Source organism: Streptomyces sp. NPDC107522, from assembly GCF_055657525.1.
This window is the reverse complement of the sequence record NZ_JBVKAU010000002.1, coordinates 192285-217802: the sequence shown is the minus strand read 5'-3', so window position 1 is coordinate 217802 and position 25518 is coordinate 192285. Positions and strand designations below refer to the sequence as shown.

The 25518-nt window shown below is 71.0% G+C and carries 25 protein-coding genes; 9 read left to right on the top strand and 16 right to left on the bottom strand.

What is annotated here, in order from left to right; translation table 11 throughout:
- The first annotated feature begins 43 nt into the window (after positions 1 to 43).
- Positions 44 to 1048 carry a sugar ABC transporter substrate-binding protein gene (locus ACZ7L6_RS06175; protein ID WP_471920792.1) on the top strand — a complete coding sequence of 335 codons (1005 nt, stop codon included), beginning with the start codon at positions 44 to 46 and terminating at the stop codon, positions 1046 to 1048.
- Between the two features lie 126 nt (positions 1049 to 1174).
- On the opposite strand, the gene ACZ7L6_RS06170 is transcribed toward ACZ7L6_RS06175, so the two are convergent.
- On the bottom strand, positions 1175 to 2167 hold the full coding sequence (locus ACZ7L6_RS06170) for a LacI family DNA-binding transcriptional regulator (protein ID WP_471921779.1): 993 nt from the start codon (positions 2165 to 2167) through the stop codon (positions 1175 to 1177).
- A gap of 215 nt (positions 2168 to 2382) precedes the next feature.
- Here ACZ7L6_RS06170 and ACZ7L6_RS06165 point away from each other — a divergent pair, with 215 nt between their 5' ends.
- The 4 genes from ACZ7L6_RS06165 to ACZ7L6_RS06150 are packed head-to-tail and all read left to right on the top strand — an operon-like array spanning position 2383 to position 6691.
- Positions 2383 to 3342, top strand: coding sequence for a TIM barrel protein (locus ACZ7L6_RS06165; protein ID WP_471920791.1), 960 nt, complete (start codon positions 2383 to 2385; stop codon positions 3340 to 3342).
- Between the two features lie 11 nt (positions 3343 to 3353).
- Positions 3354 to 4778, top strand: coding sequence for a sugar porter family MFS transporter (locus ACZ7L6_RS06160; protein ID WP_471920790.1), 1425 nt, complete (start codon positions 3354 to 3356; stop codon positions 4776 to 4778).
- Between the two features lie 30 nt (positions 4779 to 4808).
- Positions 4809 to 5825, top strand: a complete 1017-nt coding sequence (locus ACZ7L6_RS06155) for a Gfo/Idh/MocA family oxidoreductase (protein WP_471920789.1) — start codon at positions 4809 to 4811, stop codon at positions 5823 to 5825.
- Complete coding sequence (locus tag ACZ7L6_RS06150; RefSeq protein WP_471920788.1) at positions 5822 to 6691, top strand: sugar phosphate isomerase/epimerase family protein; 870 nt, start codon at positions 5822 to 5824, stop codon at positions 6689 to 6691. Before ACZ7L6_RS06155 ends, ACZ7L6_RS06150 begins: the two co-directional genes overlap by 4 nt.
- Positions 6692 to 6697: 6 nt before the next feature.
- Here ACZ7L6_RS06150 and tgmB read toward each other — a convergent pair whose 3' ends face one another.
- Both tgmB and tgmA read right to left on the bottom strand, forming a co-directional pair.
- Entirely contained in the window at positions 6698 to 7651 is a 954-nt protein-coding gene (tgmB, locus tag ACZ7L6_RS06145) for an ATP-grasp ribosomal peptide maturase (protein ID WP_471920787.1), read from the bottom strand.
- 14 nt (positions 7652 to 7665) lie between these two features.
- Positions 7666 to 7857 (bottom strand): putative ATP-grasp-modified RiPP, encoded by a 192-nt coding sequence (tgmA, locus tag ACZ7L6_RS06140; protein WP_471920786.1) that lies wholly within the window; start codon positions 7855 to 7857, stop codon positions 7666 to 7668.
- 296 nt (positions 7858 to 8153) lie between these two features.
- Here tgmA and ACZ7L6_RS06135 point away from each other — a divergent pair, with 296 nt between their 5' ends.
- A complete protein-coding gene (locus tag ACZ7L6_RS06135; protein WP_471920785.1) occupies positions 8154 to 8384 on the top strand; it encodes an SGNH/GDSL hydrolase family protein in 231 nt (76 codons plus the stop codon).
- Positions 8385 to 8433: 49 nt separating this feature from the next.
- Here the strand turns inward: ACZ7L6_RS06135 and ACZ7L6_RS06130 are convergent, their stop codons facing one another.
- The 3 genes from ACZ7L6_RS06130 to ACZ7L6_RS06120 all read right to left on the bottom strand — a co-directional run bounded on the left by ACZ7L6_RS06130 (position 8434) and on the right by ACZ7L6_RS06120 (position 12196).
- Positions 8434 to 9912 carry an MFS transporter gene (locus tag ACZ7L6_RS06130; protein ID WP_471921775.1) on the bottom strand — a complete coding sequence of 493 codons (1479 nt, stop codon included), beginning with the start codon at positions 9910 to 9912 and terminating at the stop codon, positions 8434 to 8436.
- A gap of 187 nt (positions 9913 to 10099) precedes the next feature.
- Complete coding sequence (locus ACZ7L6_RS06125; protein WP_471920784.1) at positions 10100 to 11557, bottom strand: cytochrome P450 family protein; 1458 nt, start codon at positions 11555 to 11557, stop codon at positions 10100 to 10102.
- 156 nt (positions 11558 to 11713) lie between these two features.
- Entirely contained in the window at positions 11714 to 12196 is a 483-nt protein-coding gene (locus ACZ7L6_RS06120; RefSeq protein ID WP_471920783.1) for a DUF1877 family protein, read from the bottom strand.
- A 375-nt stretch (positions 12197 to 12571) separates the two neighbouring features.
- Between ACZ7L6_RS06120 and ACZ7L6_RS06115 the strand changes: the two genes are divergently transcribed.
- From ACZ7L6_RS06115 to ACZ7L6_RS06105, 3 genes are read left to right on the top strand one after another with little or no spacing between them, the layout of a single operon-like run.
- Positions 12572 to 13594: a FecCD family ABC transporter permease gene (locus tag ACZ7L6_RS06115; RefSeq protein ID WP_471921773.1), complete on the top strand. Its 1023-nt coding sequence runs from the start codon at positions 12572 to 12574 to the stop codon at positions 13592 to 13594.
- A gap of 1 nt (position 13595) precedes the next feature.
- On the top strand, positions 13596 to 14378 hold the full coding sequence (locus tag ACZ7L6_RS06110; protein ID WP_471920782.1) for an ABC transporter ATP-binding protein: 783 nt from the start codon (positions 13596 to 13598) through the stop codon (positions 14376 to 14378).
- Positions 14363 to 15367, top strand: a complete 1005-nt coding sequence (locus tag ACZ7L6_RS06105) for an ABC transporter substrate-binding protein (RefSeq protein WP_471920781.1) — start codon at positions 14363 to 14365, stop codon at positions 15365 to 15367. Before ACZ7L6_RS06110 ends, ACZ7L6_RS06105 begins: the two co-directional genes overlap by 16 nt.
- On the opposite strand, the gene ACZ7L6_RS06100 is transcribed toward ACZ7L6_RS06105, so the two are convergent.
- The 10 genes from ACZ7L6_RS06100 to ACZ7L6_RS06055 all read right to left on the bottom strand — a co-directional run bounded on the left by ACZ7L6_RS06100 (position 15337) and on the right by ACZ7L6_RS06055 (position 25518).
- Positions 15337 to 16308, bottom strand: coding sequence for an L-tyrosine/L-tryptophan isonitrile synthase family protein (locus ACZ7L6_RS06100; RefSeq protein WP_471920780.1), 972 nt, complete (start codon positions 16306 to 16308; stop codon positions 15337 to 15339). The genes ACZ7L6_RS06105 and ACZ7L6_RS06100 overlap by 31 nt on opposite strands.
- Positions 16309 to 16643: 335 nt before the next feature.
- On the bottom strand, positions 16644 to 17906 hold the full coding sequence (locus tag ACZ7L6_RS06095; protein ID WP_471920779.1) for a cytochrome P450 family protein: 1263 nt from the start codon (positions 17904 to 17906) through the stop codon (positions 16644 to 16646).
- An 11-nt stretch (positions 17907 to 17917) separates the two neighbouring features.
- Positions 17918 to 19744 carry an asparagine synthase (glutamine-hydrolyzing) gene (asnB, locus tag ACZ7L6_RS06090; protein ID WP_471920778.1) on the bottom strand — a complete coding sequence of 609 codons (1827 nt, stop codon included), beginning with the start codon at positions 19742 to 19744 and terminating at the stop codon, positions 17918 to 17920.
- A 25-nt stretch (positions 19745 to 19769) separates the two neighbouring features.
- Positions 19770 to 19994: a hypothetical protein gene (locus tag ACZ7L6_RS06085; RefSeq protein WP_471920777.1), complete on the bottom strand. Its 225-nt coding sequence runs from the start codon at positions 19992 to 19994 to the stop codon at positions 19770 to 19772.
- Positions 19995 to 20023: 29 nt separating this feature from the next.
- A complete protein-coding gene (locus ACZ7L6_RS06080; RefSeq protein ID WP_471920776.1) occupies positions 20024 to 20866 on the bottom strand; it encodes an ABC transporter ATP-binding protein in 843 nt (280 codons plus the stop codon).
- 19 nt (positions 20867 to 20885) lie between these two features.
- On the bottom strand, positions 20886 to 21953 hold the full coding sequence (locus ACZ7L6_RS06075) for a FecCD family ABC transporter permease (RefSeq protein WP_471920775.1): 1068 nt from the start codon (positions 21951 to 21953) through the stop codon (positions 20886 to 20888).
- 2 nt (positions 21954 to 21955) lie between these two features.
- Positions 21956 to 23020, bottom strand: a complete 1065-nt coding sequence (locus tag ACZ7L6_RS06070; RefSeq protein ID WP_471920774.1) for an ABC transporter substrate-binding protein — start codon at positions 23018 to 23020, stop codon at positions 21956 to 21958.
- A 113-nt stretch (positions 23021 to 23133) separates the two neighbouring features.
- Positions 23134 to 23823, bottom strand: a complete 690-nt coding sequence (locus ACZ7L6_RS06065; protein ID WP_471920773.1) for a sigma-70 family RNA polymerase sigma factor — start codon at positions 23821 to 23823, stop codon at positions 23134 to 23136.
- A 262-nt stretch (positions 23824 to 24085) separates the two neighbouring features.
- Positions 24086 to 24820, bottom strand: coding sequence for a hypothetical protein (locus tag ACZ7L6_RS06060; RefSeq protein ID WP_471920772.1), 735 nt, complete (start codon positions 24818 to 24820; stop codon positions 24086 to 24088).
- Positions 24821 to 24978: 158 nt separating this feature from the next.
- Complete coding sequence (locus ACZ7L6_RS06055; RefSeq protein ID WP_471921771.1) at positions 24979 to 25518, bottom strand: copper chaperone PCu(A)C; 540 nt, start codon at positions 25516 to 25518, stop codon at positions 24979 to 24981.

Below are 25518 nucleotides of genomic sequence, written 5' to 3'. Positions count from 1 at the left end.
ACCTGAGAACCCGCCCTGATCAGCACAGTGAGGTGCATGGGACATGCGCAGACACCAGCGAGCCGCCGCTCTGACCGCCACGGTGCTGGCCGGCGCCCTGTTCGCCACCGGCTGCTCCAGCAGCTCCGGCGGCAAGAAGTCCGAGGAGGACACCACCGGCGCCGCGGCCGGCAAGGCCACCACCCCCCGCATGACCGTGGCCATGATCACCCACGCCGCCCCCGGCGACACCTTCTGGGACCTGATCCGCAAGGGCGCCGAAGCCGCCGCCGCCAAGGACAACATCAAACTCGTCTACTCCGCCGACCCCAGCGCCGGAAACCAGGCCAACCTCGTCCAGAACGCCATCGACCAGAAAGTCGACGGCATCGCCCTGACCGCCGCCAAGCCCTCCGCCATGAAAGCCGTCATCGCCAAGGCCAAGACCGCAGGCATCCCCGTCGTCGGCTTCAACGCCGGCCTCGACGACTGGAAAGACCTCGGCATGCTCGAATACTTCGGCCAGGACGAGAACATCGCCGGCCAGGCCTTCGGCGAAAAACTCAACAACACCGGCGCCAAGCACGCCCTGTGCGTCATCCAGGAACAAGGCCACGTCGCCCTCGAAGCCCGCTGCGCCGGCCTGAAGAAGGGCTTCAAGGGCACCACCGACAACCTCTACGTCAACGGCACCGACATGCCCTCGGTGAAGTCCACCATCACCGCCAAACTCCAGCAGGACCCCACCATCGACCAGGTCGTCACCCTCGGCGCCCCCTTCGCCCTCACCGCCGTCCAGTCCACCGCCGACGCGAGCAGCAAGGCCAAGGTCGCCACCTTCGACCTCAACAAGGAACTCGTCACCGCCGTCCAGGACGGCAAGGTCGAATTCGCCGTCGACCAGCAGCCCTACCTCCAGGGCTACCTCGCGGTCGACTCCCTGTGGCTGTACAAGACCAACGGCAACTTCAGCGGCGGCGGCACCGCCCCCGTCCTCACCGGCCCCGCCTTCATCACCAAGGACAACGTCGACGCCGTCGCCGAGTTCGCCGCGAAGGGAACGCGCTGAGCGCGCACATGGACAGGCGGGGTCGGCCGTGACCGCGACGGGGCGCGGCCGACCCCGCCGCTCAACTCCGGGGCCGGCCCTGCGGGGTCGGCCCCCTCACGATGCGTACGGCTCTCGGGCGGGCTCCTACGACGGGGCCGGCCCGCTCGTGCCTCGTACGACGAGCTTGGGATCGAGAACCGCCTCGCGCGGCTCCAGGTCCTGGTCCTCCAGCCGGTCCACGGCGAAGCGGACCGCGTGCTCGGCCATGAGGACCGCGTCCTGGCGCACGGTCGTCAGGCCGATCGGCATCAGGTGGGAGAGATGGCTGTCGTCGTAGCCGACCACGGACAGGTCGCGCGGGACATCGACGCCCGCTCGCGTCAGGGCCATCAACAGGCCCATCGCGCAACGGTCGTTGCCCGCGAGAACCGCCGTGGGCAGGGGGCGTCCGCTGTCGCGCTCGGCCAGCAGCAGGCGGCCGGTCTCGATGCCGGACTGCTCGGTGTGCTCGCCGGGGATGACCCGCAGTTCGGCCTCCAGGCCGTGGCGGCGCATCGCGGCCCGGTAGGCACGCCGCCGCTCGGCCGAGCCGGGACCACGGCCGCCGTCGATGTGCACGATCCGGCGGTGGCCCAGTTCGACGAGGTGGTCCATGGCCTGCCGTATGCCCTTGCCCTCGGCGGTGTGCACGCTGTCGACGCGGGCCTGGGGCACCCGGCGGCCGACCGAGACGGCGACCGTGCGGCGCCCGAGGGCGTCGAGGTCCGCGGCCGCCGCATCCGGGCCGAGCAGGATCACCGCCTCGCAGCGATGGCTGAGCAGCGCCTCGACGGCCTTGCCCTCGGAGCGGCCCTGGCCGGTGGCGGACAGCAGGACCTCGTAGCCGAGCCGTTCGGCCTCGGGGTAGATACCCTCCACCAGGTCGGCCTGGAAGGTCTGGTGGACAGTGAACATCACACCGAGGGTGCGGCTGCGACCACGGGCCAGCAGCCGGGCCGCGTTGTCCGGCCGGTAGCCCAGCTCGTCGGCGACGCGCAGCACCCGCTCACGGGTCTCCCGGCCCGCACCCGGCAGGTCCCGGAAGACGATCGAGACGAGCGCTCGGGATACGCCCGCCTTCTCGGCGACGTCCGCCATCGTGGGCCGCTGCCGGCCTGATGCATCCACCTGTGAACCCACCCTTCGACGCCGCTCACCTTAGCGAGGTCGCGAAATCTCCCAGCAACAAGCTATTGACATGACATTTGGACCAGGGCCATCGTACTCGCACTAGAGCGCGCTAGTAGAGCGCGACAGCACTTGCGACGGAAGAGACGTCCACCGACGCCCGTCCCCTCCCCGAAGGACATGCCATGGCAACGGCGCCAACCCCTCTCCGCACCACCGTGGGCAACCTGTGCCTGGGCTCGGCCCCCGACTCATGGGGCGTCTGGTTCCCCGAGGACGACCAGCAGGTCCCGTACACCCGCTTCCTCGACGAGCTGGCCCGGGCGGGGTACGAGTGGCTGGAGCTCGGCCCGTACGGCTACCTCCCCACCGACCCCGCCGTCCTCGCCGAGGAACTCGCCGTGCGCGGCCTCAAGGTCTCCGGCGGCACCGCCTTCGGCGCCCTGCACCGCCCCGAGGCCTGGGACGACATGCTCGCCCACGTCCGTCAGGTGGCCACGCTGACCGCCGCCGCGGGCGCCCACCACCTCGTGCTCATCCCGCCGATGTACCGGGACGAGAAGACCGGCGCCTTCACCGAGTCCCCCGAGCTGACCGCCGAGCAGTGGGCGGGCTTCGGCAAGGCCGCCGACCGGCTCGGCAGGCTGCTCCTCGACGAGTACGACGTACGCCTGGTCGTCCACCCGCACGCCGACAGCCACATCCAGACCCAGCCGGAGATCGAACGGCTCCTCGACGAGTCCGACTCCCGCTACACCAACCTGTGCCTGGACACCGGCCATGTCGCCTACGGCGGCGGTGACAACCTCGACCTGATCCGCCGCTTCGGCGAGCGCGTCGGGTACGTGCACATCAAGCAGATGGACCCCGAGATCCTCGCCCAGGTCGCCGCCGAGGACCTCTCCTTCGGCGAGGCCGTCAAGCGCGGCGTGTGCGTCTCCCCGCCGGCCGGCGTGCCCCGGCCCGCCGACGTCATCGCCGAACTCGCCACGCTGGACGCCGAGTTGTTCGTCATCGTCGAGCAGGACCTGTACCCCTGCGCACCCGAGGTGCCGCTCCCCATCGCGGTCAGCACCCGCGAACACCTGGCCGGCTGCGGCCTGACCGGCACCCGACGCCCCACCCTGACGACCGAGCACCGGTAAGGAGGCGGCCCATGGACGTCAGGGACGACACGACACAGGCCCCCACCACCGTCACGGACGACGCGCCCCCGGCGGTGTCCCGCAGGCTGCGGCTGATCACGGTCATCGCCACCTTCGGCGGACTGCTCTTCGGCTACGACACCGGCGTCATCAACGGCGCCCTGCCCTACATGACCGACGACCTCGGTCTCACCCCGGTCACCGAGGGCATGGTCACCAGCTCGCTCCTGCTCGGTGCCGCGCTGGGCGCGGTGACCGGCGGCCGGCTGTCGGACGCGCGCGGGCGGCGCCGTACGATCCTCGCGCTCGCGGTGCTGTTCTTCATCGGCGCGCTCGGCTGCACGCTCGCGCCGACGACCGCCGTCATGGTCGTCGCCCGGTTCGTGCTGGGTCTCGCGGTGGGCGGCGCCTCGGTGACGGTGCCGGTCTACCTCGCGGAGGTGTCGCCCGCCGAGCGGCGCGGCGCGCTGGTCACCCGTAACGAACTGATGATCGTCAGCGGCCAGTTGCTCGCTTTCACCTCCAACGCGATCATCGCCCAGGTAGGCGGCGAGTCCGGCGGCGTATGGCGCTGGATGCTGGTGATCGCCACCGTCCCGGCCGTCGTGCTCTGGTTCGGCATGCTGGTGATGCCGGAGAGCCCGCGCTGGCTCGCCTCACAGACCCGCTTCGCCGAGGCCCTGGAGGTGCTGAGGCAGGTCAGGTCCCGGCAGCGGGCCGAGGCCGAGCTGGCGGAGGTGTCCGCGCTCGCCGTCAAGGAGGAGCAGGAGAAACTCGGCGGCTGGCAGGACATGAAGGCCACGCCCTGGGTCCGCAAGCTGATGTTCGTCGGCTTCGGCATCGCCATCGTGCAGCAGATCACCGGCGTCAACACGATCATGTACTACGGCACCGAGATCCTCACCGACGCCGGCTTCGCCTCCGACAGCGCTCTCACGGCCAACATCGCCAACGGCGTGATCTCCGTGCTGGCCACCTTCGTCGGCATCTGGCTGCTGGGCCGCGTCAACCGCCGCCCGATGCTGATGACCGGTCAGATCGGCACCACCGCAGCCCTGTTGCTGATCGGCATCTTCTCCCTCGTCCTGCCGTCCGGTGACGGCCGCGCCTACGCGGTGCTCGCCATGACCGTCACCTTCCTCGCCTTCCAGCAGGGCGCGATCTCGCCGGTGACGTGGCTGATGCTGTCGGAGATCTTCCCGATGCGGATGCGCGGCTTCGGCATGGGCGTCGCGGCCGTGGTGCTGTGGCTGACCAACTTCGTGATCGGGCTGGTCTTCCCGTCGCTGGTCTCCGGCATCGGGATCTCCAGCACCTTCTTCCTCTTCGTGGTGGCGGGAGTCTTCTCGCTCACCTTCGTGAAGCTCTACGTCCCCGAGACGAAGGGCCGTTCGCTCGAAACCCTCGAGGCCGAGCTCCGGGCGCGCTACTCCTGACCATCTGAAACACCGTCATAAGGAAAGAAAATGACCGTACGTGTAGGCGTCATCGGCGCCGGCTGGATCGGCAAGGAACACATCCGGCGCCTCACCGAGACCGTCACGGGCGCCCGCGTCACCGCGGTGACCGACATCGACGCCGCCCGCGCCGATGAGGCGGCGGCGCCGGTCGGGGCCCGGGTGCTGCCCGACGGGGCGGCCCTGATCGCGGCGGACGACGTCGACGCCGTCCTCGTGACGTCCTGGGGCCCGACCCACACCGAGCACGTGCTGAACGCGATAGCCGCCGGGAAGCCGGTCTTCTGCGAGAAGCCGCTGGCCACGACCGCCGAGGACTGCCTGAAGATCGTCGAGGCGGAGACGGCGCTCGGCCGCCGCCTGGTCCAGGTCGGCTTCATGCGCCGCTACGACGTCGGCTACCGGCAGATGAAGCAGGTCATCGACTCCGGCCGGATCGGCGAGCCGCTGATCGTGCACTGCGCCCACCGCAACCCGACCGTCCCGGAGTCGTACACCTCCTCCATGGCCGCCCTGGACACGGCGGTGCACGAGGTGGACGCACTGCGCTGGCTGCTCGACGACGAGATCGTCTCCACCCAGGTGGTCACCCCGCGCGCCACGAGCAAGCGGTTCGCGCACCTGCAGGACCCGCAGATCATGCTCTTCGAGACCGCCAGGGGCGTCCGGATCGACCTGGAGGTCTTCGTCAACTGCCAGTACGGCTACGACATCCAGTGCGAGGCGGTCGGCGAGGAGGGCCTGGTCCGGCTGCCCGACCCGGCCGCGGTGGGCGTGCGCACCGCCGGTCAGCACAGCACGGAGGTGCTCACGGACTGGGTGGGCCGTTTCGTGGACGCCTTCGACACCGAGTTCCGCGAGTGGATCGCGGGCGTCGCCGCCGGCGCCGAGCACACCGGCCCCTCGGCGTGGGACGGCTACGCCGCCACCGTCATCACCAGCGCGACCGTCGAGGCCCTGGAGTCGGGCCGTGTCGTCGCCACCGACCTCAAGCCCCGACCCGCTCTCTACGGAGGGACCGCATGAAGATCGCCCTCGACCCGTACATGTTCCGCGCGCTGCCCATCGACGAGATGGTGCGCACGGTCGCCGAACTCGGCTACGAGTACATCGAGTTGTCGCCCCGCGACGACTTCATGCCGTTCTTCCTGCACCCGCGCGCCGACGACGAGCGGATCGCCGAGCTGAAGAACGCCCTGCGCACACACGGCGTCCAGCTGTCCTCCGCGCTGCCGCTGTACAAGTGGTCATCGCCGGACGAGACGGAGCGGCAGGCGGCCGTCCGCTACTGGAAGCGGATGATCGAGATCACCGTAGACCTGGAATGTCCGCTGATGAACTCGGAGTTCAACGGCCGTCCCGAGCGTGCCGCCGAGAGTGAAGCGGCCTTCTGGCGGTCGATGGAGGAGCTCCTCCCGGTCTTCGAGCGCGAAGGCATCGCCTTGAACCTGGAGGCGCACCCGGACGACTTCTGCGAGGAGAACACCCCCGCCGTCGACCTGGTCCGCGCGATCAACAAGCCGTGGGTGAACTACCTCTACTGCGCCCCGCACTCCTTCCACCTCTCGGGGCCCGCGCAGGTCGGTGCGGACATCGCGGCGATGATGCGCTACGCCGGTGACAAGCTCCAGCACGTGCACATCGCGGACTCCTTCAACCACAAGGGTTCGTCCGGACTGCGCTACATCCTCAACCCGCCCGGCACCCCGGCCCGTATCCACCAGCACCTGGACATCGGGCAGGGCGAGGTCGACTGGGACGCCTTCTTCGGCACCCTGCGCGAGCTGAACTTCGACGGCGTCGCCACGGCCTGCGTCTTCGCCTGGGAGGAGCGGGCCGAGGAGTCCTCGGCGTTCATGCTGGACCGCATCCGCAAGGAGCTGGCCGGGTAAGGAGGTTCAGCCGGACCGGCGGCGGTCCGCCCTGCGCGGCGACTGTGCCAGCCACAGGGCGACCGCCTCCGAGATCGGCTGCCCGGTCTCCAGTTCGACGAAGCCGAACTGGCCGCCCTGGTTGCACTCCAGGAACCACCAGATGCCGTCCTCGTCCTCGGCGAAGTCGAAGGCGGCGTACGCCAGTCCGGCCAGAGTGACGTACTCGTGCACCGACTTGCCGATGCGGTCGGGGACCTCGACCGGCTCCCAGGCGTGCCCGGTCTCGCCGTAGCGTCCGTCGATCTGACCGGGCTCGGCGGTCTTGCGTGCGGCGAACAACCGGGTGCCGACGCAGGTCAGACGGATGTCCGCCCGCTTGGGTATGTACCGCTGCAGCAGGGCGGGCCCGGCCGCGACGGCGGAGAAGTCCGTGTCGGGCCCGATCAGGGTGGTGGGCAGGGCCAGCCCGGGGTCTCCGGGCGGCGGCCCCGAGGCCGACTTCACCACCACGTCCCCGTGCTCCTCGGCGAACTGCTGCGCCAGCCGGGGCGCGGTGGTGAAGACCGTCGGCGGTACGGCGAACCCGCTCAGGTGGGCGACCCGCAGCTGCCAGGGCTTGAGCCGGGCCTGGTCGGCGTTGCGCGGATGGTTCATCCACCGGGTGGCGGCGGAGTAGAGCATCCCGTACAGCGCCTGACGGGTCTCCGCGGTCAGCCAGGGCGAGGGGTGTGCCGCGTGCGCGGCCGGCTCACCGGGCCTGCGCACCCATACGGAGCGCAGGCCTCCCATGCTGAGCACATGCCCGTTGACCGACAGGTGGCCGTCGAAGTCGCCATGGGCGAAGTCGGCGGACAGCACGGCCTTGCCGGGCAGATCGGCGGGGTCGAGCCGCATCACGGGAGTCCCCGTCCGGTGCAGGCGGGCCACCACCATGTCGGCGGTCACGTCCTCCTCGGACGTGAGGATCAGTACGGTCATTCGCTCACGGTTCGTCAGTCGTCGAAGTGGGTCGCGGAACCGGCGGTGGACGTCGTCGTTCCGGCGGCGAGCAGAAGATCCGGGTCACTGACCGCGGGGCGACCGTCGGGAAGCATGTTCAGCTGACGGGCCGGGTCGAAGTGATAGGGCGTCACGGCGCTCGGAAGCCCTCGGGGAACGGTGTAGTTGAGGGTGAACGGTCGCACTCGAAACCTCCACGGACGTTGTCTGCATTACCGTCCCTTACGCGCGTCTTGCGTAAGGAATTCATCACTTTGAGCCACATCGGGGTGAAGGTCGTCACATCAACTGCACGAGTTGCATGCACCTTCCCCACGGGACATCCATCGGATGTGTCGTCACATCTGTCACATGAGCCACAGAAGGTAACTGCAACCTCACAAGGAGCGCTCCCACCCGACGGGTGCGTGGGCCTTGAGCAGCAGTTCGGCAGGCTCAACCCCAACTCCCCACGCCCGACTGGGACTTCTCCCGCTACCGGGTGGACGCCGTCGTCATCAACCTGAGCACCAACGACGTGGGTCACGGGGTGAGCTCCACGCAGTTCCAGTCGGCGTACACCAGCCTGCTGCGCAAGGTCCGTGCCGCTCACCCCCGCGCGTGGATCTTCGGCTCCGGCGACCTGACGGACTCCGTCCACCCCAACGACCAGGGCCACCGCGTCATCGCCGACCGGCTGGCACCGATCATCGCTGCGAGGATCGGTGGCTGACAGGCGCTGCGCGCTTCGGTCGTGGGTGCGCCGACAGGGCCCGGCCACCTCACGGCGTCGGCATCCCGCCGCCCTGCAGCCGTTCCAGGTCGGAGGGGCGGACCTGGATGACGAGGAGGGCGATCACCGCGGCGACGGCGGTGAAGATCGCGGCGACGACGAAGGCGGCGGAGACTCCCGCGGTGAGGATCTCGTCGGCGTAGGGCGGCGGGAGCTGCCCCGTGCGTTCGAAGAGCAGCCGCTCGGCGGGGGTCGCCTGGGCCATGAACGCGGGGATCTGTTCGTCGGCCTCGTTGTTGCTGGCCGTGCCGAACATCGTCACCAGGATGGACAGTCCGAGGGAGCCGCCCACCTGTTGGGTGGCGTTGAGCAGGCCGGAGGCGGCGCCTGTCTCATGGGTGGCCACGTTGGACAGCGCCATCAGGGTCAGGGACACGAACTCCATGCCCATGCCGAGACTGAAGACGAGGAGCGGGCCGAGAATGCTGCCCGCGTAGGTGGAGTGGACGTCGGTCAGGGTCAGCCAGGCAAGGCCCGCGGCGGCCAGGATCGCGCCCGTCACCATGAAGGGTTTGGGCCCGAACTTCGGCAGGAGCTGGGACGCGAGCCCCGCACCCACCGCGATGACCGCGCTCACCGGCAGGAAGGCCAGCCCGGCCTGCAGCGGGCTGAAGTCCAGGACGTTCTGTACGAAGAGGGTCAGGAAGAAGAACATGCCGAAGATCGCGGCGGCGAGGCTCAGCATCATGCCGTAGGTGCCCGCACGGTTGCGGTCCGCGAACATGTGCAGGGGCGTGATCGGCTGCCGGGAGCGCCGCTCGATCAGCACGAACACCAGCAGGACGACGACGGCCGCCCCGAACGCGGCCAGCGTGAGCGGGTCCCGCCAACCGTCCTGCGCGGCCCGGATGAACCCGTACACCAGCAGCACCATGCCGAGGGTGGAGGTCAGCGCGCCGGCGATGTCGAAGTGCCCGGGGTGGCGCTCGGACTCCCGGATCCAGCGCGGGGTGGCGAGCGCGATGAGCAGCCCGATGGGCACGTTGACGAACAGCACCCAGCGCCAGGTGAGCCACTCGACGATGACCCCGCCCGCGAGCAGCCCGATCGCGCCGCCCCCCGCCGAGACCGCGGCGAACACCCCGAACGCCCGGTTGCGTTCGGGCCCTTCGCGGAAGGTCGTACTGACCAGGGACAGGGCGGTCGGGGACGCGATGGCGCCGCCGACGCCCTGCAGGGCGCGCGCGGCGAGAAGCTGCCACTCGTTCTGGGCGAATCCGCCGAGCAGCGAGGCGAGCGCGAAGAGCAGCACCCCGAAGATGAAGACGCGCCGTCTGCCCAGGATGTCGCCGGTCCGGCCGCCGAGCAGCAGCAGACCGCCGAAGGTGAGCGTGTAGGCGTTGACGACCCAGGACAGGCTGGTCGTGGAGAAGTCCAGGGCACGCTGGATGTGCGGCAGGGCGATGTTCACGATGGTGATGTCGAGCACCACCATCAGCTGACAGGACGCGATGACCAGCAGCGCCATACCGCTGCCGCGGCCATCGCCCCGCTCCGTATCCTGCGGGGTGGTCCGTGCTTCGGGTGTCGGCTCCGGATTGCTCATGGCATCGTGCCGTGGGCGGGGGGTCGGTGCTGGTTCCCGCCACCATTCGACCGTACGCCGCAGCCGGGCGGCCCTCCAGTCGATCAGGGAGCCGTTCTGCGTCGCCCGGTCAGCGGCCGGAGCGGATCAGTCCCGTGAGATATCGCCACAGTGACGAACGCTGCCGGGCGGCCTGGTCCGGCAGCACGGACTCGGTCGCCTCCGGCGTGTCGGGGGCCGTCCGGGGTGCCGACTCCCACTGCGGTGCCGGTGGGCCCGCGGACGCCGGGGGCCGGACGGTCACGGGCGCGAGTTCGTACCGTACGGGCAGTGAACGCAGGCCACGCATGAACGGTGAGGAGCGCCACGGAAGTTGATCGGCCGGCAGCGCGAGGTCCAGATGGGAGAACCGCTCGAAGAGCCGGCCCACGCCGACCGCCGCGACCGTGGACGCGAGCTCACGCGCCGGGCACTGGCGGCGCCCGGCACCCCAGGACAGGTGCGCCCGGGTGCTGATCGTGCTGCCCGCCGCGACGCGGCCGGCGAAGAGCGGGTCGGCGTGCGCGGCGGCGGAGGAGACCCACACCGGGTCGCCCGCCCGGATCGTGTAGTTGCCGAGCGGAGTGTCCTTGGCGGCGAAGCGCGGCACGAAGTTGACCAGCGGGGGCTTGCGCATGACCACCCGGTTCATGGTCTCCCTGATCATCCCGGCGGACAGGCTGGCGCGGACGCTGCCGTCGCCGTCACCGGAGATGACCTCGACCACGGTGTTGGACATGAGGATGCCGACGTGATCGGAGGTCATGCCGAGCAGCATGAACAGCTCACGGGCCAGCTCGTCGAGGGAGAGTCCGGGATGCGCGGCCAGCAGATGGGAGGGAAAGTCGTCCCCCGGCTCTTTGAGCTTGACGGCCGCCAGTTCCGCCAGGGTCGCCAGCAGCCGCTCCAGGGCGGGCTCGGCGTCCGGACCCGCGTCCAGCACCCGCCACATGTCCATCAGGGCGTCGTCGCCCTGGGAGCCGGGGAAGCCGAGCAGATGACTGGCCACCATCAGCGGCAGCGGGCGGGAGAACTGCGCGGACAGGTCCGCCACACCGGTGCCGCCGCCCTGCCCCACCAGGGTGATCAGTTCGTCGGCGTAGGCGGTGACGGCGGCCTTCAGCCGCTTCGCCTGGGGGTGGGCAGGGTCCTGGAACGGCTTGAGCGCCACGTCCCACGCCGTCCGCAGCTGCCCGTATCCGGGACCGCCCTGGATCAGTACGTGGTTGACCTCCAGGGACGGCCCGAGCGGCCAGTCGGCGGGTACTTCGCCGTCCGTGCGGGCCCGCCAGTTCTCCAGCCCCTTCGGCCAGCCGTCGTCGTCCTGGAGCACCTGCAGCGCCTCGCGGTAGCCGAGGACCAGCCAGGCGGGCACCCCGAGCAGGTCGACCGGTGCGACGGATCCGTGCTGCTGCCTCAGCCGCTCGTAGACGAGCGAGGGACGCGTCTCGTAGTCGCGGGTCAGCAGCGGCTGCGGAGCCAGCTCCTCCAGCCTCGTGCCGTCGACGCCAACGGATCCGCTTCCGCTCCCGCCCAGCTGGGACTCCATCTGTCCGCCGCCCTCCGCCACTCCCCGCACCGGCGCACTACCAGTCAGTAGCCGACAATGCCGGTGACCCTACCCCAGGGGTGTTTGAGAGGTGAACGACGGGTGGTGAAGGTGATCGGAGAGTCCGGCCCCGCGTCCGCTCCGGAAGCTCCCTCCCTAGAAGCTGAAATTCATGAACGCACCGAGGCCCCGATCGGCCGTGTCGCCGAAGAACTCGACGAGATTCCGGTAGGCGTTCTCGAGCCAGTCCAGCTCGCCTTCGGGGTCGAACCTCCAGGCGTTGGGATACACCTCCTCCTTCGTCATCCGCTCGGGGTCGTAGTGGGCCGCCAGCCGCTCCCACGGCGTCACCCGCAGCTGCCGTGCCACGCTCTCGATCTGCTCCGCGGTCCACCCGAACAGCGTGCCGTCCTCCTGGATCAGGAACCCGTCCATCAGGAACTCGAGTTGCACATCGGTCTCGTCGAACAGGAACTGCAGACCGGCGAAGGCCTTGTCCGGGCCGCCGAAGGGCCGGTCCGGCGAGGGAAAGTCGTCGCCGTAGAGCTCGTCGATGTATTCCTCGGCCCAGTCCGGCTCCTTCTCCGCCCTGTCGAGTTCCTCCGTCGTCGCGCCGATGAACGAAACACTCACACCCATGACAGCCAATCCCCCTTGGCACAGCGCTTGTTCGGCTCCTGGCCGATGAACGACGGCGAGTGTTCCACAGGGCACTGACAATCGGGCTCGGTCGCCTCTGTTACGCTCGCCGGGCCTCCCGCGGGGGAAGTCCGGTGAGAGTCCGGCGCTGACCCGCAACGGTGTGCGCGGCGACCCGATCGTCCGTCGCGCGAGCCCGATCGCCCGTGGAGGGTGCGACCCGTTGACTGCTCGCCGTGGACTGCGAGAGGGGACCGCGCGGCCGGCACGGTCGTACGGGCTGTCTCCCTGCTCTACGTTCACAGGCGGCCCCAGGCGAAGGACCGCCCGCCCGTGCACCGAAGTCCGACCCGGACACCTCGATCCCGCTTGTCCGTGCGGCCGCTCGCCCTGGGCCTGGGGCTGCTCCTGCTCGTCTCCCTCGTGTGCGGCGTCGGGCTCGGAGCCGCCGGGATCGGGTGGGGCGAGGTCCTCCGGCTGCTCGGGGCGGGGCTGACCGGCGGGACCATCGATGAGCGGGACGTCGCCGCGTACACCATCGTCTGGGAGATCCGGCTGCCGCGCGTCGTGCTCGGCGCGGTCGTCGGCGCCGGGCTCGCGAGCGTCGGGGTGGCCGTACAGGCGATGGTGCGCAACGCGCTCGCCGATCCGTTCGTGCTGGGCATCTCCTCGGGCGCCGCGGTGGGCGCCAACGCCGTGATCCTGCTGGGCGCGTTCGCCGGGCTGGGCGTCTGGGCGCTGTCGCTGTCGGCCTTCGGGTCGGCGCTCGCGGCCATGGCCCTGGTGTACGCCGTGGCACGGTCGCCGCACGGACTCACCCCGCTGCGACTGATCCTGACCGGGACGGCACTGGCGTACGGCTTCGAGGCGGTCACCACCGTCATGGTGTTCGGCGCGGCCCGCGGCGAGGCGGCCCGGTCGGCGATGATGTGGCTGCTGGGCAGCCTGGGCGGCGCGACCTGGGCGCAGGTGCCGCTCGCCGCGGTGACCGTGGCGGCGGGGTGGGTCTGGCTGCGGTGGCGGGCGGAGGCGCTGAACGCCCTCGCCATGGGGGACGAGACCTCCGCCGCCCTTGGGGTCCAACCCGCCCGGCTGCGCAGGGAGTTGTTCCTCGTCACCGCCGCCGTGACCGGGACCGTGGTCGCCGTCAGCGGGGCCATCGGGTTCGTCGGGCTGATGGTTCCGCATGTCGTACGGATGCTGATCGGTGCCGATCACCGGCGGGTGCTGGCCGTGGCTCCGCTCGCCGGGGCCGTGCTGCTGGTGTGGGCGGACCTGCTCTCCCGGCTCCTCCTGGCCCCCGCCGAACTGCCGGTCGGCGTGATCACCGCCGTTGTCGGGGTGCCCGCGTTCCTGTTGCTGATGCGGCGCGGCGGCTATGCGTTCGGAGGGCGGTGACATGCGGCTCGACATCGAAGGTGTCGCGGTCGAGGCTGCCGGGGCGCGGCTCGTCGACGACATCCGACTCACGGCGGAAAGCGGAGCGTTCGTCGGGCTGGTCGGCCCGAACGGCAGCGGCAAGTCCACGCTGCTGCGCTGCGTGTACCGGGCGCTGCGTCCGTCCGGTGGCGTGGTGCGCCTCGACGGCGACGACGTGCACGCCATGGCGCCGCGGGCCGCCGCCCGGGTGCTGGCCGCGCTGCCGCAGGAGTCGTCGGCCGAGTTCGACTTCACGGTCGCCGAGGTCGTGGCGATGGGGCGGCTGCCGCACCGGGACCGTACGGCCGCCTCCGACCGGGAGATCTGCGCCGCGGCCATGGACCGCACCGGCGTGGCCCATCTCGCCGACCGCGGGTTCCTCGCCCTGTCCGGCGGCGAGAAGCAGCGGGTGCTCATCGCCCGCGCGCTCGCCCAGCAGCCGAAGGTCCTCGTCCTGGACGAGCCCACCAACCACCTCGACATCGCCCACCAGTTGGACGTGCTGTCCCTGGTACGGGCCAGCGGCCTCACCGTGCTGGCCGCCCTGCACGACCTCAACCTGGCCGCCGCGCACTGCGACGTCCTGTACGTCATCGAGGGCGGCCGGATCGTCGCCTCCGGCGTCCCGCACGAGGTCCTTCAACCCGCCCTGCTCGCCGAGGTGTTCGGAGTCCGTGCCCATCCGGTACGGCACCCGGAGACCGGCGCGGTCCAGCTCCTGTTCGACCTCCTCCCCCAAGGACGCATATGCGCAAGCTCATAGCCACGGCCCTCTGCCTCGCCGCGACCGTCACCGCGACCGGCTGCGGAGCCACGGTGGAGAAGCCGACGGACACCGAGTCCACCGCGGTCACCCTCACCAACTGCGGCCGCGAGGTCACCTACGCCAAGGTCCCCGAACGCGTCGTCACCAACGACGTCGGTATCACCGAGCTGATGTTCGCCCTCGGTCTGCAGGACCGCATGGCCGGGTTCGCCATGCCCGACGACAAGGGCGATCTGACCGGAGTGCCGTGGAAGGACGGCTACGACAGGGTGAAGTGGCTGTCGAAGGACCAGCTCACCAAGGAGAACGTCCTCGACGCCCGCGCCGACCTCGTCTTCGCCGGCTGGAACTACGGCTTCCGCGAGGACAGCGGCTTCACCCCCGACACCCTGAAGAAACTCGGCATCCCCTCGTACGTCCTCACCGAGTCCTGCCACAACGGCCGTACCGAATCCTCACGCGGCATCATGCCGCCCCTGGACGCCCTGTACACCGACCTCACCAACCTCGGCAAACTGTTCGGGGTCGAGCAGCGGGCCGCCGAGCTGATCGCCGGCTTCAAGAAGGAGATCGCCGACGTGCGGGCGAAGGCCCCCACCGACTCCGACCGGCCGAAGGTTTTCCTCTACGACAGCGGCCAGGACCAGCCCTTCACCTCCGGCCGCTACGCCGCCCCCGAGCAGATCATCAGCGAGGCCGGCGGCATCAACGTCATGCACGACGTCCAGGACTCCTGGACCACCGTGGGCTGGGAAAGCGTCGTACAGCGGGACCCGGACGTCATCGTGATCTGCGACTACGGCGACGTGAGCGCCGAGCAGAAGAAGAAGTTCCTGCTGTCCTACGCGCCCCTGCGGAACGTCTCCGCCGTCAAGCACCGGCGGATCTTCGTCCTCGACTACGTCGACCTGGTCGAGAGCCCCCGCAACCCTTCCGCGATCACCCGGCTCGGCGCCTATCTGCGGACCGTGGCCGAGGAGCGGTGACCGTCCGCGCGTGAGCGCTCGAAGTGGCTCGGCCGGCCGTCGCGGTGGACCAGGCGGCCGAGCCGCTGCGCCCTGGCGCGGGGCATGAGGGTCCAGGTGCCGTCGGGTTCGCGCAGGGCGGCGGAGTGCCAGGGGGTGGTCCAGACGTCCGGGGCGTCGAGCAGCCGGATGCCGAACTTGGGGGCGCCTGCCGACTGGGGATGGATCGACAGGCGTACGGCGCGCGGATGGTGATCGGCGATCAGGGCGCCCCAGGCCCGGCTGCGCTGGATGACGCCGTACGCCCGTCTGCGGCACTCGCGTTGCAGGGCGGAGCGGGTGCCGCGGAAGTCGGCGGTGTCCTCGACGAGGAAGCGGGTGATGCCCCGGTACAGCGCGAGGGCGGGGGCGTCGGCGCGGACCTCGGCGCGCAGGGCGTCCAGGGTGGGGGCGTAGCGGTCGTGGACGTGGGCGCGTTTGGTGTCGTGGGGAAGGTCACCGAGGACGTCACGCAGGTCGAAGACGGAGAGCCGGTCACTGCCCGACTCCGCTATCAGTGCGCGCAGTTCGTCCGCGTAGGCGTCGATGTGGTGGTCGGGGACGCGGATCAGGTCACCGAAGACATGGCCGTCGGAGCAGATGACGACGCGGGCGCCGGGCGGGTGGATCCGCTCGATCCGCGTGCACAGCGTGTCGAGGAAGGCGAGGGAGAGACGTTCGCCCATGTCGGGAAGGTGGCCCAGGGTCTTGGCCGGGTTGGGTGACTTGCAGGGGAAGCCGGGCAGGGTGAAGACGACGGGCGCGCCCTCGCGGACGAAGTCGCTGATCCGGCGCAGCTGATGCGGGAAGGCCTCGGCCGATGCGCGGGCCTGGTCGGTCGTGCGGTGGTGCGGCAGGAGCAGGTTCAGGATCTCCGCGCCGGTGGTCTCGGGGAGGGTGTCCGGTGCGGTGGTCAGCAGCATGTGGGTTTCTCCGGGGGCGTGTGGGCAGGACGGCGTGGCGCCTTGGGGGGCCAGTCGCTGTCGGTCAGGTGGGAGGAATCAGCCTGAGCGGCCGGGGCAAGGGTCGGCCGGGGCTGGGCGGGGGTCGGCCGCGGCCGGGCGAGGGGGTCAACCGAGACCAGCCGGGGTCAGCCGAGACCGGGCCGGGGTCAACCAAGACTGGGCCGGGGTCAGCCGGGGCCCAGGCCGGGGTCAGACGAGGCCGAGCGAGGGGATCAACCGAGACCGGGCCGGGGCCAACCAAGACCGGGCCGGGGTCAGACAAGGCCCAGGCCCGGGCCGGTCGAGGCGCTGCCTCACAGTCGTCTGTCGTAGCCGACGGGCAGTTGGTTCGTGCCGCGGCCCAGGACGGCCGGGATCCACTCGATGTCCTCGTCCCTGATGGCGAGGCGCAGGCCCGGCAGGCGCGTGAGCAGGGTGCCGAGGGCGATTCGGAGTTCGGCGCGGGCGAGCGCGGCGCCGGGGCAGAAGTGGATGCCGTGGCCGAAGGCGAGATGGGGGTTGGGACTGCGGTCGAGGTCGAGGGTGTCGGGCTCGGGGAAGCGGCGCGGGTCCCGGTTGGCCGCGCACAGGGAGACGATCACGGAGTCGCCGGCCGGGACCTCGGTGCCGTGCAGGTCGCTGTCCTGGGCGAAGAAGCGCCAGGTGGTCAGCTCGAAGGCGCTGTCGTAGCGCAGGAGTTCCTCGACCGCGCGGGGCAGCAGGCGGGGGTCGTCGCGCAGCCGGGCGAGCTGGTCGGGGTGGCGGAGCAGGGCGATCAGGGCCGTCGTGATCTGGTTCGTGACCGGTTCCTGGCCCGCGACCAGCAGCTGGAAGATCATGGAGTCCAGCTCCTCCTGGGACAGTTCGCGCCGGTCCCGGGCAGCGACGAGACGGCCGAGCAGGTCGTCGTCCCCGTACTCCCGCTTGTGGGCGACGACCTCGGCGATGTAGCTCTGCAGCCCGTGCAGCCGGACTTCGTACAGCGGCCGCCCCGGATCCGTCGGCCCGACCGGCTGGACGACCTTGCCCCAGTCCCGGTCGAAGCGCGTGGCCAACTCACCCGGCAGCCCGATGACTTCGGCGAGGACCTGGAAGGGAAAGCGAGCGGCGAAGCCGGAGACGAGGTCGGCGGGTCCGGCCGCCGGCAGGGCGTCGACGAGCGAGTCGGCCAGCTCCTGGAATCGGGGCAGCAGTCGTTCGACTCGGCGAGGGCCGAAGGAATCCGTCACGAGGCTCCGCATGCGGGTGTGCCGCGGCGGGTCCTGGTGGAGGAGATGGACCTGGAGCTGGGAGTGCTGCGGCTCGGGCATGATCGAGGCGCGGGCCCGCCAGCGGTCGTTGCCCCGGTCATGGTGCTTGCCGAGACGGTCGTCGTTGAGGGCGGAGTGCGCGGCCTCGTAGCCGGTGACGAGCCAGGCCTGCACGCCGCTGGGGAACAGGACACGGTGCACCGGGCCGGCCTCCCGCATCCGCTCGTACAACGGGTACGGATCAGCCTTGTAGGGGCAGCCCATCAGCGGGACCGGGTCCGGGAGTGTCTCCCGGACCACTGGCGGGAGGGGTTGCTGGAGGGTCATGCGCGGGTCTCCTAGAGGGCGAGTTCGGGGCGGTGGTGGTCCAGCCACAGGGCGAGGTCGACGACGCGCTCGAGCCGCAGCCGGTGGCCCCACTCCAGCCGCTCGGGCGGGGTGTCGAGGCAGGGCTTGATCCGGGTCTCGTCGGCCAGCGCCCGGACCTGCTCGACGGACAGCGCGTCACGGGCCAGGTCCTGCAGGCCGCGGTTGTAGTCGGGGTGGTGGGTGGCCGGGTAGTGGTTCTTGGGGCGGTGCAGGACCGAGTCGGGGGCGAGCCCCGTTCCGGCGGCGCGCAGGAGGCTCTTCTCCCGGCCGTCGAAGCTCTTCAGTGCCCAGGGCGTGTCGAAGGCGTACTGGACGAGCCGGTGGTCGCAGTAGGGGACGCGGACCTCCAGTCCCTGGGCCATGCTCAACCGGTCCTTGCGGTGCAGGAGTTGGCGCAGCCAGCGGGTCAGGGACAGGTGCTGCATCTCGCGTTGCCGGTGTTCGGTCGGGGTCTCGCCGTCGAGGTGGGGTACGGCGGCCAGGGCGCTGCGGTAGGTGTCGGCGCGGAACTCACCGATGCGCAGGTCCAGTTCGGGGTTGAGGGGCATGGCGGCCTCGTCGCCGGTGACCAGCAGCCAGGGGAAGGTGTCGGCGGCGAGCGCCCTGGGGTTGTGGAACCAGGGGTAGCCGCCGAAGACCTCGTCGGCGGCCTCCCCCGACAGGGCGACGGTGGAGTGCCGCCGTATCTCCCCGAACAACAGGTACAGCGAGGTGTCCATGTCGCCGACGCCGATCGGCGAGTCGCGGGCCACGACGACGGCCCTGCGGTGCTCGGGGTCGAGCAGCGTCCGCGGGTCCAGTACGACGGTGCTGTGGTCGGTGCCGATGAAGGTACCGGCCTCGGTGGCGTACGGGGTGTCGTGGCCGGTGCGCAGGACGTCGCCGGTGAACTGCTCGGCCTGGTCGCTGTAGTCGACGGCGTACGAGCGGATCCGGGCGTCCGGGCCCTCACGCAGGCGGAGTTCGTCGGCGAGCAGGGCGGTCAGGACGGTGGAGTCGATGCCGCCGGAGAGCAGGCTGCACAAGGGGACGTCAGCCTCCAGCCGGCTGCGGGCGGCCGTGCTGACCAGGCTGTGGATCCGGTCCACGGTGGCGTCCCGGTCGTCCGTGTGCGCACCGGCCTCGAGCTGCCAGTAGCGGCGCTCGCGGATGCCGTCCCGGTCCAGGACGAGCAGGCCGCCCGGCTCCACCTCCCGTACGCCGGACCACATCGTCGGCCCGGTGTTGAACAGCAGGCCGTACGCCTCCCGGAGGCCGTCCGCGTCCACGCGGGGCCGTATCTCCGGGTGCCGGAAGAGTGCCTTGGGCTCGGAGGCGAAGGCGAGGCCTCCGTCGACGGCCGCCCAGAACAGCGGTTTGACGCCGAGCCGGTCGCGGACGAGGAGCAGCCGCTCGGCGCGCTCGTCCCAGACGGCGAAGGCGAACATGCCGTCCAGGCGTTCGGCGAGACCGTCACCCCACTCGGCGTAGGCGCGCAGCACGACCTCGGTGTCGCTGCGGGTGCGGAACTCGTGCCCGCGGCCCCGGAGTTCGGCGCGCAGCTCGTGGTGGTTGTAGACCTCCCCGCTGTAGCCGAGCACCGCCGTCGGTGTGTCGGGCCGGTCGGTCATCGGCTGGGCGCCGCCCGCGAGGTCGATGACGGCAAGGCGGCGGTGGCCGACCGCGGCGCGCTCGCCGAGCCACACACCACCCGCGTCGGGGCCGCGGGGGGCGAGGGTGGCGGTCATGGCCTCGATGACCGGGGCCCGGGTGCGGGCGTCCTGACGGAAGGACGCCCAGCCGGTGATTCCGCACATGCGGGAACTACTCCTCGGTCGGTGGTCAGGCCGTGACGGTGCCGTCCAACTTGCCGGACTTGGCATCCGCGACCAGCGACGAGAACTGGTCGGCGCTCATCTGCACCCGCTGCCCGAAGTCATCAGTGAGGATCACCCGGCGCTCGGCCGGTGCGGCGGGGTCGACGAACAGTTGCGGACAGCCGCAGTCGCAGTTGCCGCAGAAGGTCGCCACCGGGTCCAGGCCGTCAAGGGCCTTGTAGTCGCTCATGGTTCAGAACCTTTCGTGATCACGGGCGTTCACTGGTGTGACCGCCCGGAACGAGCCCCCGAGCGCTGCTCGGAGACGACATTGGGGATGTGCGGCCCCTCCGCAGGGGCACGGTGGTCGAAGGCGATCAGCGGGTCGCCGGTCAGCGGATGGCCCACCACCGTCGCCCGTACGCCGAACACCTGGGCCAGCAAGGCGGGTCGCAGTACCTCGCGGGGCGGGCCGGAGGCGACCACATGGCCGTCGTGCAGGACGTGCAGCCGGTCGCAGACGGAGGCGGCGGCGTTGAGATCGTGCAGCGACACCAGGGTGGTGCGGCGCCGGGTCCGGAGCAGGGCGAGCAGTTCGACCTGGTGGCGGATGTCGAGGTGGTTGGTGGGCTCGTCCAGCACCAGGACGTCCGGCTGCTGGGCGAAGGCCCGGGCCAGCAGGACGCGTTGGCGTTCGCCGCCGGACAGTTCGGTGAAGCGGCGCCCGGCGTGCTGCTCCATGCCTACGTCCGCGAGGGCACGGGCGACGACGTCACGGTCGGTGGCGTCCTCACCGGCGAAGGCCCGCTTGTAGGGCGTACGGCCCATGGCGACGACCTCGCGGACGGTCAGCTCGAAGTCGCCGCCCCGCTCCTGCGGGAGTGCCGCGACATGCCGGGCCGCCTCGGCGGGGCTCAGTCGGCGCAGATCGGTGCCGGACAGCAGAACGCGGCCGGCGGTCGGCTTCAGGTGCCGGTAGACGGTGCGCAGGAGCGTGGACTTGCCGCTGCCGTTCGGACCGACGAGGCCGGTGATCTCGCCCTCGGCCGCGATCAGCCGGGCGTCGGCGACGACCGTACGGCCGGCGTACGCGATGTGCAGGTCCTCGATGTCGATCCTCACCGGTCACTCCCCCAAGTACTCAACTGCCGCTCCCCAGGCGCCGGTCCAGCAGATACAGCAGCGCCGGAGCCCCGATGAGCGCGGTGACCACGCCGACCGGGAGTTCCTGGGTGTCCATCGCGCTGCGGCAGACGATGTCGACGACCACCAGCAGCAGCGCCCCGAACAACGCGGAGACCGTCAGCAGACGCCGGTGGTCACCGCCGACCACCAGTCGGCAGACGTGCGGCACCATCAGCGCGACGAAGGCGATCGCACCCGAGACGGCCACCAGGACACCGGTCAGCACGCTGGTCACCGTGAACAGTTCCCGCCGCAGCCGGGTGACGTCGATGCCGAGACCGGCCGCGGTCTCGTCGCCCATCAGCAGGGCGTTCAGACCTCGGGCGCGTGCCTGAAGGCACAGCCACCCGGCTGGTACCGCGACCGCCGGTACGGCCAGCAGGTCCCAGCTCGCGCCGCTGAGGCTGCCCATGAGCCAGAACAGCACGCTGTGGGTCTGCTGTTCGTCCCCGGCCCGGAGGACGAGGTAGCTGGTGAACCCGGACAGGAACTGCCCGATCCCCACCCCGGCCAGCACCAGCCGCAGCGGCGCGAATCCGCCGCCCCGCCGGGCCACGGCCCACACGAGCGCGAAGGTGGCCAGGGCTCCGGCGAAGGCCGCCCCGGACAGCCCGAGTCCCAGCGCCCCGCCGGCCCCCAGCCCGAGCACGATCGCGGCGACCGCGCCCAGGGAGGCGCCGTTGGAGATGCCCAGGAGGTACGGGTCGGCCAGCGGGTTGCGCACCAATGCCTGCACCGCCGTACCGACGAGGCCGAGCCCGGCGCCGACGAGTGCGGCCAACAGAGCGCGTGGGACGCGCAGTTGCCACACGATCAGGTCGTTCGTGCCGGGACGCGGCGGCTCGCCGGACAGCCGCCGCCAGACCACGCTCCACACCTCGCCGGGTGGCACGGACGTCGAGCCCCAGGCCACGGCGGCCGTCAGCGCGGCCAGGAGAACGACGGCCAGGACCAACGCCGGCGGTCCGGCGGGCAACGTGCGTGGCTGCGGAGGCGTCTCGCGCCGCGACAGCAAGGAGGTCACGGTCAGCGGACCTTGCCGGGGTGGAGGGTCCTGGCGATCTGCTCGACCGTGTCGGCGTTCTCGACCCCGGCGATGGTCGTCCGCTCGGAGCCGATGCGCAGGAAGTGTCGCTGCTCGACCGCCTTCAGGCCCTTGGTCGCCGAGTTGGACCTCAGCCACTTCTCCGCCTCGTCGAACGCCTTCCGGTTCGCGGCCTCGCTGCCCCGGTCACGTACGGCGAGCTGGATCCAGTCCGGGTTCTCGGCGATCACGTCCTCCCAGCCGACCTGCTTGAAGTCGCCGTCACAGCCGGCGAAGACGTTGCGGGCCCCGGCGAGGGTGATGACCGCGTTGGCGATCTGCCGGTTGCAGACGGCGGTGGGTTGCTTGCTGCCGGCGTCGTAGTCGAAGAAGAAGTACGAAGGCCGCTCGTCCTCCGGCATGCCACCCACGGCCCGCTGGACGGCGCCGACCTTCTCCTTCATGCCGTCGACGAGTTCCCTCGCCTTCGCACGCGTGCCCGTGACGGCGCCGAGCGAGAGGATGTCGTCCTCGACGGCGGACAGGTCGGTGACCGGGGTCTTGCCCAGGGCGGCGCAGGCCGTCGACTTCAGGTAGGTGTGCTTGATGCCGGCCGCCTCGAACTCCTCCTCGGTCGGGGCATCCCCCATCCCTCCGCCCATGTTCATCGAGGCGAAGGTGTCGATGTAGAGGTCGGCGCCGGAGCCGAGGAGCTTCTCCTTGGGGATGACGGTGTCGCCGAGCACCTTCACCTGCTGCGCCCGCGCGTCGAGTTCGCCCGGCAGGGTGCCCTTGCCGGGCGGGAAACCGGTGCCGATCACCCTGTCCCCCGCGCCCAGCCGCAGCAGGAGTTCCAGGCTGGAGGCGTTGCTGGTGACGATGCGCTGCGGGGCCGAGGTGAAGGTGCTCTTCGCACCCGTGCAGTCGGTGACGGTGACGGGGTGGCCGGCGGAGTCGCCCTTCCCGGCGGCGGCGCCCGCCGCGTCGCTGTTCCCGCTGCCGCAGCCCGCCGCACACAGGCCGCCGAGCACCACGGCCGTCGTGGCCCGCCACACACGAGAAAGCATCAGAACTCCCCTTGATCCACTGGATGGACGGACGGATCGCCGCCGCCCGATCCAGTAGTCGGGGCGGACCCGGTGTCAGTTCCCCGCAGGGTGAACCGACACCGGGTTCCGGGTCAGGCCGCCACAGCGACCGGTTCCGCCACGGCCGTGGCGTCGGTCACGCCACCGGCCTCGGCATCGGCCTGCGTCAGCAACTCGACGAGGGTCGCCCGGGCACGGGCGACGCGCGAGCGGACCGTACCGACGGGGCAGTCGCTCATCTCGGCCGCCTCCGCATAGGGCAGGCCCACCAGCTGGGTCAGGACGAACGCCTCGCGACGCTCGTCGGGCAGCGCGTCCAGCAGGTCGAGCAGGGCGATGCCGTCGTCGAAGCCGGGCAGCCCGGTCGGCTGGGCGCGTTCCGCCAGCAGCGTCCAGTCGTCGGTGTCGGACAGCCGTGGCCGGGCGGCGGCGTACCGGTGGCTGTCGATCACCGCGCGGCGCGCGATGGACAGCAGCCACGCGCGTGCCGAGGAGCGGCCCTCGAACCGGTGCAGGCTGCCGAGCGCCCGTAGGAACGTGTCCTGCGCCAGGTCGTCGGCGGCCTGTGGATCGGCGGAGAGATGCGCCACGTACCGCACGACGTCGCGGTGCAGGGAGCGCACGAAACGGTCGGCGGCCTCCGGGTCACCGCCGCGGGCGGCGAGCGCCCACGCGGTCGTCGACTCGTCGCAGGAGGCCGTACGGGCCGTACGGGAGGTCGTGTCCGCCTTCGTGTCTCTCACGCCTGTCGGGCGTGAGGAAGGCAGGGCAGGAGTGATCACCTGAGTCCTTCTCGGGTAGTCCGGACTCCGGCACGGCAGGAGGCACGGTGCGGCGGGCACGACGGCGTCGCCGCAGGGTGCCGGGGCACGCGAGACGTACGGTGCGCGCCGTACCGGAATGTCCGGGGATGCGGGATACGGCCGTACCGCAGGTACGGCCGGGCCCGAGGCACGGTCGGCGTCGGCGACTCACGACTCGACGCCCGTGCGGCCGTCGACGACTCGACGCCCGTGTCCGCGCTGCCTCGGGGAACCAGCTGTCTCAGACGACAGCGATCCCCGTCGGAGGCCCCCGAGAGGTGATGGTGTGAACGAGCGGCCGCAGCCGCGGCGCCCGGTCGGAACGGCCGCGCCGCGGACGCAGACGCGGGCGGTGCGGCGGTGCGGGCAGGGCGAGCGACAGCCGCAGCGGGGCCGCCAGCCATCCGGCTACGGCCCGCAGGATGCGGAACGCGGCACGCTCACCGTGGGCCAGCCACAGGCCGCACAGCAGAGCGGCGAGGGTGTGGGCGGCGAACATACCGAGGGAGGACATGCCGGCCATGTCGTGGGCCATGTCCATATGGCCGGCACCCATGTGGTCCCCACCCATGTGACCCATGCCCATGTGGCTCACGGCCATGTTCTGCCCCATGTCCATGGAGCCCATCGACCCCACAGAGCGCATGACGTCCATAGAGCCCATGACGTCCGTGGAGCCCGTGTCCGTGGACACGGAACCCATGCCCTGCCCGGCACCGGCTGAGGACTGCGCGAACTCGAAGGCCGCGTGCAGCGCGCCCTGGGCGACGACCACGACGGACACGACCAGCGGGAGCCCACGCTCCCGGCCCGCCAGGCACCAGCCCGCGCCGCCCGTGAGGACGACACCGACCGCCAGCGTCCACCACGGGACCGTCGCGCCCGACATCAGCACGTGGCCGAGGGCGGCGAGCAGCACACAGACAGCGGCGAACACCGCGGCCCGTATCGTGCGCACACACCACCCAGCAGTCATGACGGCCCTCATCCTCGCATCCTGGGCCCGCTCGTCACCGGTGGGTACGCACTACACCCCCGTCCCGCACTCAAGCCCAGAAGAGTGATACAGGACACACCGAAGCGAGGGAACCGGGCACGCGGCCCGACCGACAACTGGAGGTGAGGCCTGTCCCTTCACTCGCCCTCGCCGGGGCGGACCACCACCGCCGACACGTCGATCCTTCCGCCGTGCTCGAAGTGCAGCGTGAACGGCACGAGGTCGCCCGTCCGCCATCCCGGCTTCGCCCGCAGCGTCACGTCCAGGCCGTACGGGGACATCGCGAGGCCGGCGCCGGCCGGCACCCGGGCCGAGTCGACCGTCTGCGCGTACGCCATGCGGCCACTGGTCATGCGATGCCGGCTGAGCGTCCCGTCGCCGACGGCGGAGGACGTCACCTTCAACAGCCGGTCGTCCGCGCCCCCGGTGTTGGTGATCCGGAAGAACGCGGCGGTGTCGCGGGCGTCGCCGTACGGCAGGAAGACCCGGCCGCCGGTGACCGCGGTCCGCGCCGGGCTGCCCGCCGCCCCGGAGTTCACCCAGGTGGTCAGGCCACCCAGGGCGACGCTGCACGCGGCGACCGGGGCGAGCGCGGCGAGCAGGCCGTCGGCGATCCGGCGGCGGGCCGTGCGCCGGGCTCGGCGATCGGCCGTCTGCTCGGCAGGAGGTGTGGTCAT